We start from the raw sequence: 14,780 nt of genomic DNA on the forward strand, positions 1-14,780 counted from the left end.
CTGGCTTGCCTGCGATAGCGGTGTGTCAGGCAAGACACCTTTGCCGCAGAGACCGCCATCGCAGGCAAGCCAGCTCCCACATTGGGTTTGTATGTATTCAGTTAGAAGGTGTAATCCGCCGTGACGAAGAAGGAGCGCGGCTCGCCCAGGATCCACTGCTGGCCTTCGTTGTATTGGCTGACGGCGTAGGTGCGGTTGAACAGGTTGTTCAATTGCAGGCCCAGGGTGGTGTTGCGCAGGGCCTTCCACGACACCGTGGCGTCGACCACGGTGTAGCTCGGTATTTCATTGGTGTTGGCGGTGTCGGCGAAACGCGAATCCACGTAGCGCACGCCGGCGCCGGCGCGCACGTCGTCGGTCACGGCCTTGCTCAACCACAGGTTGGCGGTGCGGCGCGGCACGTCGGTGGGGCGGTTGCCGTTGCGCGACACCGACTGGCCGTCGACCACTTCGGAGAAGTCATCGTATTGCGCGCGCACGATGGCCGCGTTGGCTTGCAGTTGCCAGGCGTCTGGCAGTTGCAGGTCGAGGCTGGCTTCCAGGCCGTTGGACGATTGCTGGCCGACCTGTTCCTTGAGGTTCGTGCCGGGGATGCTCACCAGCAGTTTCTTCTTCACGATGTGATAGGCCGCCAGGGTCCATTCGCCGCGCTGGTCCCAGAAGGATTGCTTGAGGCCGACCTCGGCCTGTTTGGCAGTGGACAGGCCGAATTGCTGCTGGCTCGGGCTCAAGGTGATCAGGCTGCCGACGCCGTCGGTGCTGGTGGCGTACTGGCCGTAGACCGAGGTGTCGGGGGTGAGCGCATAGACCAGGCCGGCCTTCCAGTTGTTGCCGGTGAGGGTCTTGTTGGCGTCGTTGTGCTCGGGAGTCAGGTCCTGATTGTCGATGTGCAGATAGTCACGGCGCACACCGGTGATCAGCGACAGCTTGTCGGTGAGTTGCAGGCGGTTCTCGGCAAAGCCCGCCAGCTGTTTGGTGGTGCTGACCGACTGCGGGATGAACGGGTCGGCGCTTTCGAAAGGCTGTGGCACCGGGTGGTTGATGTCCACCGGCTGGCCGCTTGCGGTGGCGTCATCGAACGGCGCGTTGCTCGCCAGGCGGAAGCGGATGCGGTTGTACTCGGCACCGACCACGGTCTGGCTGTCGAGGCCGAACAGGGTGTGTTTAAAGGTGAAGGTCTGGCGGTCGCCGACCTGTTCCTGGTTGTGCTTGATGCCCAGGTAGCTCTGTCGCACCAGGCCGCCGTCGACGTAGTTGTAGCTCTCGGCGTTCTGCCAGCGGCGCTGGTTTTTCAGGTACGACAGCTCGTTGGTGGCGGTGACGTTGTCGTTGATCTGCCACTCGCTGGTCAGGCGGGTCCACTGGTCGTTGTAGTGCTGGATGGCGTTGCTGACGTTATAGTTCTTATCCCGCAGGCCTTTGTGCAACTGGCCGTTGATCAGCGGCGTGCCGTAGTCGTTCTGCGGGGTCTGGTCGCCGTAGTCGTGGGCCAGGGTAAAGCTCAGGTTGTCGGCCGGTTGCCAGCGCAGGGCGCCGCTGACGAAGTCGCTGGACGAGTCGCCCCGGTCGATGAAGCCGTTGCTGCGCAGGCGGTTGACGTTCAGGCGATAGCTCAGGGTGTCGGTCAGCGAGCCGCCACTGTCGAGGGCTTGCTGTTGGCGATCGTAGGAGCCGTAGCCCAGGCGGACATGGTTTTCGATCTCGCCTTCAAACGGCTTTTTCGCGATGGTATTGATCACCGCACCGGTGGCGCCCTGGCCGTACATCACTGAGGCGGGGCCGCGCAGCACGTCCACCCGTTCCACCGACCAGGTGTCCACCGGGAAGGTGGACGTACCGGCGCCGTCGAACATGCGCTGGCCGTCGTACAGCTGCAGCACCGAGCTTTGCCCGGTAAACCCGCGGGCCTGCAACGAGGTGCCGCCGTCGCCCGGCGTGCCGGTGCGGGTGATACCGGTGGCGCGGGAGATGGCGTCCTGCACGCTGGCATCGCCGCGTTCGCGGATCTTTTCACCGGTCTGGCTTTCGACGCTGCCCGGGGTTTGCCGTGCCGTGAGGTTCAGGCGTGAACCGGCGGTGGTCGGGGTGTCCAGGTCGATGCGTTCTTCATCGACGGCCGGCGCGGTGATGGGACTGACGGGCAGGGTCAGGGCCTGGGCGCTGTTATGCAGGGCGAGCAGGCACACGCCGGACGCAAGGTACTTGTTCATCGGTCGATCAGTCTTCTTGGAGGGATGCTCGCCGCGAGGCGCGGCGAGCAACGATAACGCAGAAAGTGTTATAAGTTAACACTTATTGGCTGCGGGACAAAAGTCGCGCAAGGCTACAGAAGGCTTCTGCCATGGGCATCTCGCAGGGTTCATGCAGAACCTGAGGCAGATTCATGTTGGCCGAAGAAGCGTGACAGCACTAGGCGATCCAGTGCCCACACCACGATCAACGAGGCGCCCACCAGCGGGAAAACAATCGCCAGCGCCAGCATGATCACCATCGCGGTTTTCCATTTCGGCAGGTCATGGCGCAGCGGTGGAACACCCAAGCCGCCGGCCGGGCGACGCTTCCACCAGATCACCACACCGCTGACCGCGCTGAGCAGAATCATCAGGCAAATCAACAGCACGATCAGCTGATTGACCCAGCCGAACATCTTGCCTTCGTGCAGCATCACGCCGGTTTCCGTTGCACGGGCGACCGTGTTGTAGTGCTCCCAGCGCACATCGGCCAGCACCTTGCCGGTGTACTGGTCCACGTGCAGGGTGGCGTCGTTGCGTGGGTCGTTGGCGAACACCGCGACGGTGAACACACCGGTGGCGGTGGTCGGGAAGGTGATGCTGTAGCCCGGCTCGACCTTGCGTGCGTTGGCCAGGTCGACCACCTGTTGCAGGCGCACGGTCGGCGCGGCCGGACCTGAGTGCATGGCGCCGTGGTTCATGTGCTCGGCGTGGTCGCCGGACATCGGCATCGGCGTGTTTTCCAGGGCCCACGGCACGGTCTGTTGGCTGGCAGTATTGAGGATGCGCGCCTGTTGGTCGGACTGCGGCACGTTGTTCCACATCGCCGCCGGGAAGGTGTTCCACAGGTCGGCGTACTGCTTGCCCCAGAAGCCGGTCCAGGTCATGCCACTGAGCAGCATCACCAGCAGGAAGGCGGCGCCCCAGAAGCCGGCGACGGCGTGCAGGTCACGCCAGAACACGCGGCCGCGGCTACTGAAACGAGGCCACAGCACGCCTGCCGAAGACTTGCCACGCGGCCACCACAGGTACACGCCCGACACCACCAGCATCACACCCCAGCCGGCAGCGAGCTCCACCAGACGATCGCCAACGGTGCCGATCATCAACTCGCCGTGCAGGGCGCGGGCGATGGCTTGCAGGTTGTACTTCGAATCCTGCTCGCCGAGTACCGTGCCGCGATAAGGGTCGACGAACACTGTCACTTCGCGGCCTTCCTTGTGCATCACGAACTGCGCGCTGGCGGTGGCGTCGGCGGGTGGCAGGTATTTGCTGATGGCGGCATTGGGGTAGGCCGCTTTGGCGCGTGCCAGTTGCTCGTCGGCGGTCAGGGCATGTTCAGCGGTTTGGACCTTAAGCAGGTCGCCGTACATCAGCGGGTCGAGCTGGGGTTTGAACAGGTAGATGATGCCGGTCAGGGCCAGCAGCACCATGAAGGGGGCAACGAACAGCCCAGCGTAGAAATGCCAGCGCCAGGCCAGGTTGTAGAAGGAAACTTTTTGAGTGGTCATCAGGGTGCTCCGCAAGGCTTTAAAAATTGTTGTCAGTTATGCCGCCATCGCGGGCAAGCCAGCTCCCACCTTTGAATGTATTCACAAATCAAAGGTGGGAGCTGGCTTGCCTGCGATGCTCTTAGAAGCTCATATCCACCTTGGTCCAGAGCGTGCGCCCTGGCTCCTTGATGGCTTGCGGGTCACTGGCCGGGTAGCCGAACCCGGCGTTGCCGGCCAGGTTCAAGTGCTCGGCATAGGCCTTGCCGAACAGGTTGTCGACGCCGGTGCTGACCTTGAAATGTTTATTGATGCGGTACGCCGCGTTCAGCGAGAACACGCCAAACCCCGCACTCTTGTCGAAGTCCTTGCCGACCACGTTGCCCTTGTTCTGATCAATGCGGTGTTGCGCCGCGACCACCCGCCACAAGGCGCCGGCGCTCCAGTCGTCTTCGCTGTAGGTGAGACCCAGGCGCGCGTCCAGCGGTGGGATTTGCGGCAGGGCCTTGCCGTCACTGCTGTTCTTGCCCCAGGCGTAGGCGAGGGTGGCGTCGGCTTTCCAGTGGCGCGTCAGCTTGTACGCCGCGCCCAGTTCGCCGCCCATGATGCGCGCGTCGACATTGCGCGCCTGGGAGGTGGTGCCCATCATCCCGGGCCGGTAGTCGAACAGGATGAAGTCCTGCACACGGCCGATATAGCCCGAAGCCCAGGCTTCAAGCGCTTCGGCTTTGTATTGCGCGCCAAAGTCGAGTTGGGTGGTTTTTTCCGGTTTCACGCCATCGAACGCATTCACCGAACCGACCGCGCCCGTGTTAGGCGAAAACAGCTCCCAGTAATCCGGGAAGCGCTCCGAGTGGCCCAGGCCCGCGTAGAGCGTGGTAGGGCTGTCGGCCAGGTCGTGCTCGTAGCGCAGGAAGCCCGAGGGCAGGGTGTCGGCGCGGGTGTTGTCGGCCGTCGGGTTGGGGCGGGTGCTCATGCCGGAACCGGTGGTCTGCCGGAAATCCTTGGCCGAGGCGCGGTCCAGTCGGGCACCGGTGATCAGGCGCTCGCGGTCGGCGGCGTACCAGGTGAGTTCGCCGAACACACCGTAGTTGTGGAAGTTGGCGTCCTTGACCCGGGGCAGGTCCTTGTAGGTGTCGATGCCCATGCTGCTGCGCTGGCGGTGTTCGTTGGTCTGGGCATCCAGACCGCCGATCAGCTGCACATCGGCCCAGCGCCAGGTGGCCTTGATGCGAGCGCCGAGGGTGCGCCGGTCGACGTTGGACGCCATCGGCCCCGCCATCATCCCGGTGCCGGACGGAACGCGCAGGCTGTAGTTGTCCATCACGTGGTCGGCGTAGTTGTAGTAGACCTGGGCTTCGACCTTATCCAGCACCTCGCCGAGGTTGGACTTCTCAAAGCGCAGCCCGAGGCTCTCGCGCAGGAACTGCGAGCCGTCCATGCCGCGCCCGGCGTAACGAGCTTCGCCATCGCCACGGCCGGCCGTGAGTTCCAGCAAGGTGTCGGCGTCGGGGGTGAAGCCGACGGCGACGTCGCCGTTCCATTTGTCATAGCGCGAGGCGACGGTGTCGTTGTTGCCGTCCTTGTAATCGTCGGCATGGGCCTGGTTGCCGATCACGCGCACATAACCCAACGGGCCGCCGGCCGCGGCATCGATCACCTTGTCAAAGCGCCCGTTGGAACCGGCCAGCACACTGGCGTTGAGGCGCGTGCCCAACTCGCCGAACTGCTCCGGCTCACGCTCGAACAGGATGGTGCCAGCTGACGCACCGGGGCCCCACAACACGGTTTGCGGGCCTTTGATCACCGTGAGTTTGTCGTAGGTTTCCGGGGAAATGTACGAGGTGGGCGCATCCATCCGGCCCGGGCAGGCGCCGAGCATCATGCTGCCGTTGGTGAGGATGTTCAGGCGTGAACCGAACATGCCGCGCAGTACCGGGTCGCCATTGGTGCCGCCGTTGCGCACCAGGGCAAAGCCGGGGATGGTTTTGAGGTAGTCGCCGCCATCGCTGGCGGGCACCGGCTGGCGCGGGTCTTTCGGGTGGGTGACCACGGTGAGCGGTGAGCTGGGGGCGATCGCCGTGATCACAGTAGGGCTCAGTTCGTGTTCGTCGGCATACACCTGTGGTGCCAAAAGGGCGCCGCACAGAACGGCGACCACGGGAGTGCTTCCCAAACGGGTGTCAGCAGAAAACCTGGACATGACAAATTCCATCAATCAATCGTAAACAACACGGCCAGCAGCCTGCGGCTGTCTGTCTAAAGTCGGCCGGGGTGAAGTAACGCTGTGAAGTGCTTACGCGTTGATGGGCGGGGCGCGACTGCGGGCGCCGGGGAAGATGCTCTGCCGGGCATGGCCCAGGCGCGTTGCGGGGGTGAGGGCGTTGGCGGGCGGCGGGCTGCCCAGGGTGAACATTGACGTGCCGCCGGGCAGCGCGGGGCAGCTGTAGAGCAAGTCGCAATAGCCGCACTTGGACCAGAGGGCGTGGTGTTCGTCAGGGGCTTTGGGGTGATGGGAACCGGCGTGGTCCATCGGCATGTCCATGGACATGCTCATCGACATACCGGCGTGATGATCCATCGGCATCGCTTGGGAAATCAGCGGACCGATAAAGATCATCAGCATGGCGAACAGGCTGATCCACCCGCCGCGTCTTACATGGGCGTGTGGAGAGAACCTGGCGCGGGGGGCGCCCATCGAATCTCAGCCTATTGCGGGTGCTTGTGCGCGTGGCCGGCCATCGGGGGTACTTTCTGTACCGACACTTCCACCTCGACCTTGCCGGCTTTTTCGAAGGTCAGGGTCAGCGGGAATTGTTTGCCGTCGGCCAACAGGCTGCGGTCTTTGAGGCCCAGCAGCATCACGTGATACGCCATGGGTGCGAAGGTCAGGTCACCCTTGGCCGGCACGGCGACGCTGGGCACTTGCTGCATCTTCATCAGGTCGCCTTGCATGACGTGTTCGTGCAGCTCGGCCTTGTCCGCCACCGGCGTCTCGACGCTGAGCAGGCGGTCCGGCGTTGCGCCGGTGTTGTGAATCACGAAATACGCCGCGACGGTGGGCGCGTTGGGCGGCAACTCCTGGGACCAGGGTTCGCTGACCACCAGGTCGCCGGCCTTGTAGTCATCGGCATTGGCAGCACTGAACACCGGCAACAACATCGCAGCCAGAAGCAGGGAAGATTTGAGCATGGCAGTTCTCCAGAACGGTTCTAAACGCAGTTCACTTGCGAAGAAATCAGACCGTTGGAGAGGCGCGCGGGTTGAGGCTTGGCCATTGCTGGCGCGGGGTCGGGCTTAGCAGCCGGGGCGGCGGCAAGCTCTGTGAGGTGTTGAATTGGGTGAGGTACAACTGCGGCACATGCCCCGGCAGCGCCACCAACGGCGCCGAGCCCGAGCAACACCAGCAATGCTGCATGGTGGAGTGGTCGTCCTGCTGCGGCGCCGGGATCTCCAGCTTGCCCAGGGCAATCGTCTTGAAACTCGCCCCATTGGAGGAGCAGAAACTGCCCCACAGCAATTGCTGCACCGGGTCCTGGGACTGCTGCATCGCCCCGGCCATCGGCATGGCAAAGGCGTTGAACAGCACTGCAAAGCAGGCGATCCACACAATTGCAAAGCGTTGACGGGCCATGGCGGACAATCCGTAGGGTTAAACGATCAGGCGGGTATTTAGCCTGATCGTAGGGGATAAGTAAAAAGGGGCGGTGTGGTTTGGTGTCGCAGCTGCCGGTTTCAGGATAGACGGGAACTGAGAGGTTGCCGATCTCAAAGGCAACGCAGCTCTAAATGTGGGAGCGGGCTTGCCCGCGAAAGCGGAGTGTCAGCCATACATGTGGTGGCTGACACACAGTCTTCGCGAGCAAGCCCGCTCCCACATTTAGGACTGCACTCGGCTCGAATTGATTGTTCCCACGTTCTGGGAATGCAGCCCTGGACGCTCCGGGTCTGCCTTTGAAGTCGTGATGCGGAGCGTCACAGGATGCGTTTCCATGCAGAGCGTGGGAACGATCGGTCAACAGAAATATCCGACAAGCCTTTAAGGTTGCCCCTAAGAAACTCAATCCCTAGTCTCCGTACACCGCTGCAAACTCAGCGGCCGGGCGTCGCGGCCCGGGTTCCTATGGACGCTAAGCGTCATCGTCTGCTTTCAGTTGACGCTTTTTTATCGTCTACTGTGCGGCGCTATGGCGGCTGTGCGCGGGATACCTTCGGGTATGCCGGGTTTCCTTAGGACCGGTCCGCGAACCTGCGTACAGCTGCCACCCTCTATCGCGTCGCGGCGAATCAGTGGCAGCTCCACTTTCCTAAGGAGCTTCACAATGATCAAACCCACCCCCAATCCCCCCGTTCGGCTCTTCACCGTTGCCGACGGCATCAGCGCCGAAGACCTGCTGGTCAACCTCAGCGAAACCCTCGCCTCAGCTAATGCGCTGAGCTGCGATCTTGCGTTTAGCCTGGAAGGCTCGAAACGGGAGGAATTGTTGGGCGTTGCGCAATTGATTGAATTGGCGCAGTTGCTGGCTGATCGTGTGCACAAGGGCTGCGGCCCAGCGACAACTGTAGCCTGATAACACCGTCCAAATGTGGGAGCGGGCTTGCCCGCGATTGCGGTACATCAGTTATAGATGAGTTGGCTGACAGGACGCTATCGCGGGCAAGCCCGCTCCCACAGGGGATCAGTGGTGTTTACAGCGTGGTGATTGCCTGCAGCACCGCAGCCACGTTGGTGAACTCCCGATCCACCGCTGCCAACACCGGCCGCTTCAAGACAAGCACCGGTATTCCAAGCTCCCGCGCCACTTCCAGCTTCGGCTCCGTCGCGGTGCTGCCGCTGTTCTTGCTGATCAACACATCAATGCCGCGTCGCTCAAACAACGCACGCTCGTCCTCGATCAGAAACGGCCCGCGCGCGCCGATCACTTCACACCGGTCATTCCCGGGGTACACATCCAGTGCGCGCAGCGTCCAAAACTGTTCGACGGGGATTTCGTCGAGGTGCTGCAACGGCTCGCGCCCCAGCGTGAACAGCGGGCGCTTGAAAGGTTTGAGCGATTCGATCAACGAAGCCCAATCACTGACCTCTCGCCAATCATCTCCTGCCTGCGGCTGCCACGCCGGGCGTCGCAATGCCCAACAAGGCACGCCACCCAGCTGCGCAGCTTCGGCCGCATTCCGGCTGATCTGCGCCGCATACGGATGAGTCGCGTCGAGAATCAGGCCAACCCCCTCATCCCGAACAAACTGCGCCAAGCCCTCGGCGCCACCATAACCACCGACCCGCACTTGGCAGTTCAGATCGATCGGCACGCGCCCAACGCCGGCCAGGCTGTAGATATGTTCCGGGCCCAATGTGCGGGCAATGGCCAGGGCTTCCGTCACGCCGCCCAGCAGCAGGATGCGCTTCATAGCGGCTTGACCACGTCCAGCAAGGTGATCGGCAACGCCTGCCGCCACGTATCAAACTCCCCCAGCGGCTGCGCCTGGGCCACGTGGATGCGCGTCAGTTCGCCGCCATGCCGGGCGCGCCATTCCATCAAGGCCATTTCACTTTGCAGGGTTACAGCATTGGCAACCAACCGTCCGCCTGGTCGCAGCTGTTGCCAGCAGGTGTCGAGCACGCCGTCGCGGGTGACGCCACCGCCGATGAAGATGGCATCCGGTGCTTCCAAACCTTGCAGCGCGTCCGGTGCCTTGCCGCGAACCAGCTGCAGCCCAGGCACACCCAGCGCATCGCGGTTGTGTTCGATCAAACCTTGGCGACCTTCATCGGCTTCAATCGCCACTGCGCGGCAACTGGGGTGAGTGCGCATCCATTCAATGCCGATGGAGCCACTGCCCGCGCCCACATCCCACAGCAATTCGCCGGGCATTGGCGCGAGGCGGGCGAGGGTCATGGCGCGTACGTCGCGTTTGGTCAGTTGGCCGTCGTGTTTGAAGGCCGAATCCGGCAAGCCGGCCAGACGTGACAGGCGCACAACCTGCGGGTCAGCCACGCAGTCGATCGCAACCAGGTTCAAATCGGCGACGCAAGCGTGTTGCCAATCTGCAGCCTGCCCATCGAGACGCCGCTCATTCGCGCCGCCCAGGTGTTCAAACACAGAAATGCGGCTCGGCCCAAATCCGCACGAAGCCAACAAAGCGGCAATCAACGCCGGGCTGCGACCGTCATTGCTCAACACCAACAACCGCACGCCACTGGCCAGGTGCGCATTCAGCGCCGCCAACGGCCGAGCCACCACAGACAACGTCACCACGTCCTGCAACGGCCAACCCAACCGCGCCGCTGCCAGCGATACCGACGACGGCGCCGGCAAGATCAGCAACTCATCCGCCGCCACCTGCCGCGCCAGGCTCGCGCCCACGCCATAGAACATCGGATCGCCGCTGGCCAGCACGCACACCGGTTCCCCGCGCCGCGCCAGTACCGGTTCCAGGGAGAAAGGGCTCGGCCACACCTCACGCTCGCCGCGAATACACACCGGCAACAGGTCCAACTGGCGCTGAGCACCTATAATCCGCGTGGCGCGCAGCAGGGCATGCCGGGCATTCCTGCCCAGCCCCTTGAAGCCGTCTTCACCGATGCCTACAACCGTCAGCCAGGGCGACATATGAATTCCTTGAACGACATCCGACGGGCAGGCTTTTCATGCCGCCGGACAAAGCAGGCATAATACCGCGCCTTTACCCGTCAACCGGTAGCCCCGTGAACCAGACGCCCGCTGTGAATACCTTGCGCCCCTCGGCTTGTCCGGGGTTGCTGCGTATTGTCCAGGCGTTGGACGGCGGCATTTGCCGGATCAAATTGGCCGGGGGTTCCATCACCGCCGCCCAAGCCCACGCGGTGGCGGACGCGGCGCAGGCCTATGCGGGCGGGGTGATCGAGGCCACCAACCGCGCCAACTTGCAGATCCGCGGGATTGGCGCCGAAGAAGACGCCTTGATCGCGATGCTGTTGGCCGCAGGCCTGGGGCCCAATAACGCCGCCGGCGACGATGTGCGCAACCTGATGCTCAGCCCCAGCGCCGGCATCGACCCGCAGATGCTGTTCGACACGCGCCCGCTGGCCGAACAGATCCTGAATACCCTGCAGAACCACCCGCGTTTTCACGAGCTGTCGGCCAAGTTCGCCGTGCAACTGGATGGCGGCGAAGCCCTGGCGATGCTCGAACATCACCATGACCTGTGGCTGTCGGCGTTCGTGCGCGATGGCCACACGCTGCTCGCGTTTGGCCTGGCCGGTTGCCCGGGGCTGGATGCGCCGGTGGCCGCCGTGCCGTTGGATCAAGGGCATGCTCTGGTCGTGGCTGTGCTGGAAGCGTTTCTCGACCTCGCCACGCCCGAGCAAACCCGCATGCGTCATCTGGCTGTGGATAAGTTATTGAGCCTCCTCAATCTGCCGTTGCTGCCGCCGGATGGCTTCAAACGCCCGTCCAGCAGCGCTTCGCTGCACCTCGGCACTTATCCACAAGCGCAAACGAATCTTTTCTACGTCGCGACCATCGCGCCCTTGGGCCGCCTGGATTCGACGATGCTCAACGGCGCCGCACAACTGGCCAGCGAATACGGCGACGGCACCCTGCGCTTCACCCCTTGGCAGGGCGTGCTGCTGCCCAATGTCGAAAAACCGCAGGCCGTGACCGAACGCCTGGCGCAACTGGGCTTCCTCTGTTCAGTCGACCAACCTCTGGCGCGCATGACCGCCTGCACTGGCTCCAGCGGCTGCGGCAAGGCACAGGCCGACACCAAGGCTGACGCCATGCAACTCGCCGCCCTGGACACCGGGCACGACGTGCACCTGTCTGGCTGCCTCCGTTCCTGCGCCGCCGCACACACCGCGCCGGTGACCCTGCTGGCCGTGAGCCCTGGCCACTACGACCTCTATTTTCGCGATGCCGCCTACCCAGGCTTTGGCCGGCTGCACGCGCGCACCCTTTCTATTGAAGCGACGGGCGCCTTGCTGCGCGCCCGCCCACGGAGCAACACCGATGATTGATTACATCCGCGACGGTCAGGAGATCTATCGCAACTCCTTCGCCATTATTCGCGCGGAAGCCAAGTTGGACCGTATCCCGGCCGATTTGGAAAAACTCGCGGTGCGGGTGATCCATGCCTGCGGCATGGTCGAGGCCATCGACGGCCTGCAATTCTCCGAAGGCGCAGGCAAGGCCGGGCGCGATGCGCTGGCGGCCGGCGCGCCGATCCTGTGCGATGCGCGGATGGTCTCCGAAGGCGTGACCCGTGCGCGCCTGCCCGCCAACAACGCGGTGATCTGCACCCTGCGCGACGACAGCGTGCCGGAGCTGGCGCGTGAGCTGGGCAACACCCGCTCCGCCGCCGCCCTGGAACTGTGGCGCCCGCACCTGGAAGGCAGCGTGGTGGTGATCGGCAACGCGCCAACCGCCTTGTTCTACCTGCTGGAAATGCTCGACGCCGGCGCACCGAAACCGGCGTTGATCCTCGGCTTCCCGGTCGGGTTTGTCGGCGCCGCTGAATCCAAGGCGATGCTGGCGGCCGACAGCCGTGGCGTGCCGTTCGTGATCATGCAGGGCCGCCTGGGCGGTAGTGCCATGGCCGCCGCTGCGGTGAATGCTCTGGCCACGGAGGTCGAATAATGCAGGCACGCGGACGTTTGATCGGCCTGGGCGTGGGCCCTGGCGACCCGGAACTGATCACCCTCAAGGCCCTGCGCCTGCTGCGTGAGTCGCCGGTGGTGGCGTACTTCGTGGCCAAGGGCAAGAAGGGCAACGCCTTCGGCATCATCGAGGATCACCTGGTGCCCCAGCAGACCCTGATGCCGCTGGTGTACCCGGTGACCACCGAAGTGCTGCCCGCGCCGATGTCCTATGAGCAAGTGATCAGCGATTTCTACGACGCGGCCAGCGTCGACGTGGCAGCGCACCTGGACGCCGGCCGCGACGTGGCGGTGATCTGTGAAGGTGACCCGTTCTTCTACGGCTCCTACATGTACCTGCACGACCGCCTCGCCGAGCGCTATGAAGCGCAGGTCATTCCGGGCGTGTGCTCGATGCTCGGCGGCGCTTCGGTGCTGGGTGCGCCGCTGGTGTACCGCAACCAGAGCCTGTCGGTGCTCTCGGGCGTGCTGCCCCATGACGACCTCAAGCGCCGCCTGGCAGACGCCGATGCGGCGGTGATCATGAAGCTCGGGCGCAACTTTCCCAAGGTGCGCCAAGTGCTGGAAGAGCTCGGCCTGGCCGGGCGTGCGCTGTATGTGGAGCGCGCCACCATGGCCAATCAGAAGATCGTGCCGCTGGATCAGGTCGATCCGTCGTCGTCGCCTTACTTCTCGCTGATCATCGTGCCCGGTGAACGGTGGCAAGGTTGATGAGCCCGGCGATTGTTATTTTGGGCCAGCGCAGCCTGGCCACTGCGCGCAAGATCCAGCAGGTTTACCCGGGCGCGCTGATCCATGGCCTGGCGGGCCGTGTCGAGGGCGCAGACCAGGTCTATGGCGAATTTGGTGCGACCCTGCGCCAGCTTTATCAGCAAGGCACGCCGTTGATTGCGCTGTGCGCGGCCGGCATCGTGATTCGTACCCTGGCGCCGCTGTTGCTGGAAAAAGGCGAAGAGCCTGCCGTGCTGGCTGTGGCCGAAGACGGCAGCGCCGTGGTGCCGTTGCTCGGTGGCCTGGGCGGTGTGAATGTCATGGCGCGGGAGATCGCTGCAGCGTTGAACGTGGCCGCAGCAATCACCACCAGTGGCGAGTTGCGTTTCGGCACCTGCCTGCTCAACCCGCCAAGTGGCTATGAGTTGGCCGACCTGGAACTGGGCAAGCGGTTTGTCTCGGACCTGTTGGCCGGCGAAAGCGTGCGGATCGAAGGCGCCGCGCCGTGGCTGGACCAGGCGAACCTGCCACAGGATCAACAGGCACGTTTGGCGATCCATGTGGGCAGTGCCGAGCGCGTGCCTGCGGCCAACGAGTTGCTGATCTATCCAAAGAATGTGAGCGTGACCTGCAAGCCAGGCGCGCAACTGGCAGAGCGCGTGCGGGCGGTGCTGCATGACGCGGGTATCGCGGTGCAATCCCTGGCGTGCCTATTGGCGAGCGATACGCAGATGGCCGATGCGTCGTTGCATGAAGCGGCGTTGGCACTGGGTGTGCCGCTGCGTTTTGCCAGCGTCAGCCAAGACGCCGATATCGTCATTGATGTTGCCGAGCAACCGCTGGACCTGTCCCGAGTCGGTCGCGTGCGTGGTCGTCTTGCGGTGATTGGCCTGGGCCCTGGCGCCGCCGAGTTGATGGTGCCGGCCGTCAAGGCTGAACTGGCGCGCTGCACCGATGTGCTGGGCTACGAAACCTATGTGCGCATGGCCGGGCCGTTCCGTGACGATCAGGTGCAACACTGCACCGATAACCGTGAAGAAATGCAGCGTGCGCGTCACGCCTTCGAGCTGGCGGCCCAGGGCCGTTCGGTGGTGGTGGTGTCGTCCGGCGACCCAGGCGTATTCGCCATGGCCGCTGCGGTGATCGAGGCGTTGCATGAATCCAGCGACCCGGCCTGGCACCAGGTCGACCTGGAAATCCTGCCGGGTGTTTCGGCGTCCCTGGCCACGGCTGCACAGGCCGGTGCGCCGTTGGGTCATGACTTTTGCGTGATGTCACTGTCGGACAACCTCAAGCCATGGGCGATCATCGAAAAGCGTTTGGATTTGGCGTCCCAGGCCGACCTGGCGCTGGCGTTCTACAACCCCATCTCCCGTTCGCGCCCGTGGCAATTAGGTCGCGCCCTGGAAATCGTCGCGCTGCACCGCACGCCTGAAACGCCGGTGGTGCTGGGCCGCGACATCGGCCGCCCGGGGCAGACCCTGCGGGTTACCACGCTGGGGCAGCTGACCCCGGAACAGGTGGACATGCGCACCATGGTGCTGATCGGTTCCTCCACCACCTGCGTGTTTCCACGTGCCGGTGGCGGTGAGTGGGTATACACGCCGCGTTGGTATGGTGAAAAACCGGCGTCCTGAAACGCTCCGGCCACTGCCAGAAAGCTCCGAATGGTTGAGGGATTTTCCTGCTGTCATTCGGGGCTTTTTCTTTTTT

The 14,780-nt window shown here is 63.7% G+C and carries 13 protein-coding genes; 5 read left to right on the forward strand and 8 right to left on the reverse strand.

The window, feature by feature from the left end; translation table 11 throughout:
• Window positions 1-101: 101 nt before the first annotated feature.
• From HX803_RS00190 to HX803_RS00215, 6 genes are all read right to left on the reverse strand, one after another.
• Window positions 102-2,210 carry a TonB-dependent siderophore receptor gene (locus HX803_RS00190; protein ID WP_178918427.1) on the reverse strand — a complete coding sequence of 703 codons (2,109 nt, stop codon included), beginning with the start codon at window positions 2,208-2,210 and terminating at the stop codon, window positions 102-104.
• Window positions 2,211-2,359: 149 nt separating this feature from the next.
• The gene (locus HX803_RS00195) at window positions 2,360-3,742 is read right to left on the reverse strand and encodes a PepSY domain-containing protein (RefSeq protein ID WP_178918428.1); all 1,383 of its coding nucleotides are present in this window, start codon (window positions 3,740-3,742) and stop codon (window positions 2,360-2,362) included.
• 121 nt (window positions 3,743-3,863) lie between these two features.
• Window positions 3,864-5,924 carry a TonB-dependent copper receptor gene (locus HX803_RS00200; protein ID WP_178918429.1) on the reverse strand — a complete coding sequence of 687 codons (2,061 nt, stop codon included), beginning with the start codon at window positions 5,922-5,924 and terminating at the stop codon, window positions 3,864-3,866.
• A 93-nt stretch (window positions 5,925-6,017) separates the two neighbouring features.
• Window positions 6,018-6,419 carry a DUF2946 domain-containing protein gene (locus tag HX803_RS00205; RefSeq protein WP_178918430.1) on the reverse strand — a complete coding sequence of 134 codons (402 nt, stop codon included), beginning with the start codon at window positions 6,417-6,419 and terminating at the stop codon, window positions 6,018-6,020.
• Window positions 6,420-6,430: 11 nt separating this feature from the next.
• A complete protein-coding gene (locus tag HX803_RS00210) occupies window positions 6,431-6,913 on the reverse strand; it encodes a copper chaperone PCu(A)C (protein ID WP_176997065.1) in 483 nt (160 codons plus the stop codon).
• Window positions 6,914-6,959: 46 nt separating this feature from the next.
• Window positions 6,960-7,355, reverse strand: a complete 396-nt coding sequence (locus tag HX803_RS00215) for a DUF2946 domain-containing protein (protein ID WP_178918431.1) — start codon at window positions 7,353-7,355, stop codon at window positions 6,960-6,962.
• A gap of 688 nt (window positions 7,356-8,043) precedes the next feature.
• Between HX803_RS00215 and HX803_RS00220 the strand changes: the two genes are divergently transcribed.
• Complete coding sequence (locus HX803_RS00220; RefSeq protein ID WP_178918432.1) at window positions 8,044-8,292, forward strand: DUF6124 family protein; 249 nt, start codon at window positions 8,044-8,046, stop codon at window positions 8,290-8,292.
• A gap of 118 nt (window positions 8,293-8,410) precedes the next feature.
• On the opposite strand, the gene HX803_RS00225 is transcribed toward HX803_RS00220, so the two are convergent.
• Window positions 8,411-9,130, reverse strand: a complete 720-nt coding sequence (locus HX803_RS00225) for a cobalt-precorrin-6A reductase (protein ID WP_178918433.1) — start codon at window positions 9,128-9,130, stop codon at window positions 8,411-8,413.
• Window positions 9,127-10,332: a precorrin-6y C5,15-methyltransferase (decarboxylating) subunit CbiE gene (gene cbiE / locus HX803_RS00230; protein ID WP_178918434.1), complete on the reverse strand. Its 1,206-nt coding sequence runs from the start codon at window positions 10,330-10,332 to the stop codon at window positions 9,127-9,129. The genes HX803_RS00225 and cbiE overlap by 4 nt, the downstream gene beginning before the upstream one ends.
• A 38-nt stretch (window positions 10,333-10,370) precedes the next feature.
• On the opposite strand from cbiE, the gene cobG reads away from it, so the two are divergent.
• Genes cobG through cobJ form a run of 4 tightly spaced genes read left to right on the forward strand, consistent with a single transcriptional unit; the run spans window position 10,371 to window position 14,704 of the window.
• Window positions 10,371-11,717: a precorrin-3B synthase gene (gene cobG, locus HX803_RS00235; RefSeq protein WP_178918435.1), complete on the forward strand. Its 1,347-nt coding sequence runs from the start codon at window positions 10,371-10,373 to the stop codon at window positions 11,715-11,717.
• Window positions 11,710-12,336 (forward strand): precorrin-8X methylmutase, encoded by a 627-nt coding sequence (locus HX803_RS00240; RefSeq protein ID WP_016972527.1) that lies wholly within the window; start codon window positions 11,710-11,712, stop codon window positions 12,334-12,336. Before cobG ends, HX803_RS00240 begins: the two co-directional genes overlap by 8 nt.
• Window positions 12,336-13,067: a precorrin-2 C(20)-methyltransferase gene (locus HX803_RS00245; protein ID WP_178918436.1), complete on the forward strand. Its 732-nt coding sequence runs from the start codon at window positions 12,336-12,338 to the stop codon at window positions 13,065-13,067. The genes HX803_RS00240 and HX803_RS00245 overlap by 1 nt, the downstream gene beginning before the upstream one ends.
• Entirely contained in the window at window positions 13,067-14,704 is a 1,638-nt protein-coding gene (gene cobJ, locus HX803_RS00250) for a precorrin-3B C(17)-methyltransferase (RefSeq protein WP_178918437.1), read from the forward strand. Before HX803_RS00245 ends, cobJ begins: the two co-directional genes overlap by 1 nt.
• Window positions 14,705-14,780: the final 76 nt, after the last annotated feature.

The sequence above is a fragment of the Pseudomonas sp. P7548 genome, from assembly GCF_013386585.1.
GTDB lineage: Bacteria > Pseudomonadota > Gammaproteobacteria > Pseudomonadales > Pseudomonadaceae > Aquipseudomonas.